This is a genomic window from bacterium endosymbiont of Bathymodiolus sp. 5 South, from assembly GCF_900128535.1.
Classification (GTDB): Bacteria; Pseudomonadota; Gammaproteobacteria; order PS1; family Pseudothioglobaceae; genus Thiodubiliella.
In genome coordinates, this window is record NZ_FQTR01000245.1 from 1 (window position 1) to 1882 (window position 1882).

Consider the following 1882-nt stretch of genomic DNA (forward strand, 5'->3'; position numbering starts at 1 on the left):
ACTTGTGTAATGCAACATTCACACCATTGCTAATTACCTCTACTTCGCCTATTGCCAATACACCTGGAAGTGATTGTTTAATTAACACAAAACGCTTAGGGAGTATTGGCACAGGTGCTATTTTACGGCCAATAAAGTGTGTTGTATCTTTGTCTTTGGCGCTAGCACCAGCACTAGTACTAGTAGAACTCACAAAATAAGTCTCTTCTCCTACTTTCTTCATTTCACCATCTTGGTAGAAACCTAGCAATTCAGCGTTAAAGCTACCTTCATGGAGTAATGCGGCTTGCTCTTTGCCTCGATACGCATTATTTTTGTTTTGCTGTGCTTGGCTCATGTAAAAGTAGCCTTCTAATTTTTTCCAATCTGCATCTGTTGGAATGCGCCAGCCAGATGCACATATTCCTTGCGATCCTGCCTTGGTTTTAGTGTTCATGGCTGCGTTCCAATTATAAAACTTGAGATCCTCATCTTTGGCATGAACACCTTTCATGGGGGCGGCACTTGGATAATGACGCATATTCTCAACAGTCCATAGTTGCTCGCCAAACACTTTGGTTTTATACTTGGCAAAACCAACTGACATCTCTTTGTGGTAATCATGGGAATTAATAGTATCTTTGTTTTTGTCGGAGCCGTCTTTGTTTTTGTCAGATCCATCTTTGTTTTTGTCGGAGCCGTCTTTGTTTTTGTCAGATCCATCTTTGTTTTTGTCAGATCCATCTTTGTTTTTGTCAGATCCATCTTTGTTTTTGTCGGAGCCGTCTTTGTTTTTGTCAGATCCATCTTTGTTTTTGTCATCCCCGTCTTTATTAGCCTTGGATTTTGATATTGAAACACGAGCAAAGCCTATTATTTTATAGCTTTCTTTCTTTCCTGTAATATTACTCTTAATCTCTAGCGTGCCAGAAAACTTATTGCCAATATACACATTGGCAAAAACCCCCATAAAAACAATGTCGCCTTTAGAATGATTAGGTTGTAATGAATCAGTGTTGTAATCCCAAGTCATCCGTCTATCTTTAAAGGTTACATTGTAAACTGGTGTTCCATTGATAAAAACAGATCGGTCGGTTACCTTGCCATTTATGGATTTAGCTGCATTTGTTATGTAAATTTTTATTGATTTTTTGCCATTGTCGTATGTTAAATTAGTAGGGTATCCTCCAACCCAGAAAAATAAATTGTTAGCCTTTCTTTTTTCAAACTCAGCAGCGACCGTTTTTACCTTGCAAGGGCTACATTTACTGGTTAAGAAGCTTTGAAGTGTTTGAAGATTGTCGTTTAATGTTAGCGATACACGCAGATGTTTAACAAACTTCAAAAATAAGGTAGTTTTGCTAAAAACTTCATCTACAAACATTTCTGAGGCTTTTAGAACATCAGGGTTTTCGCTTGGTGTTACCTTGGAATCAGGGGTAAAAACAAGAGGCTTTGAGGAATTAGATTGATTGAGGTTGGCATTCAGATTAGGATTAGGATTCGTTAAATTGGACAAAGAATCTGACTGAGTAGAAAAAGTATCAGACGGCGTTGCTAGTATATTACCAGCAGATAATAAGTAAATCAGTAAACCGATTGTTGACACTTTGATTGTTTGCATAATTAATTCCTAATAAATAAACCTAAATTCAAATTTCATAGTACAACTTTTTAGTTGGTTAATGATACCTGATAAAGCCCCCCCTGCATTAACCCAATATAATTTATAAAGCCCATAAAATAGCAAATTTTCCACCAAAAACTCGGTAAATAACTAATTATACAAAATTCAAAAAACAACTAAACTAAAAAACTCCACTCCCTACTACACAAATTTTTAATAAAACCATCCTCACTTAGTATTTCATTCCAAGCCTGACAAGATCTTTCAATAATATCA

The 1882-nt window shown here is 36.3% G+C and carries 1 protein-coding gene; it reads right to left on the minus strand.

Annotation, left to right across the window (positions count from 1 at the left end):
* Positions 1-1603 (minus strand): FISUMP domain-containing protein (locus BBROOKSOX_RS10480; protein ID WP_306821352.1); only part of this gene is annotated, 1603 nt, incomplete at its 3' end.
* Between the last annotated feature and the right edge of the window lie 279 nt (positions 1604-1882).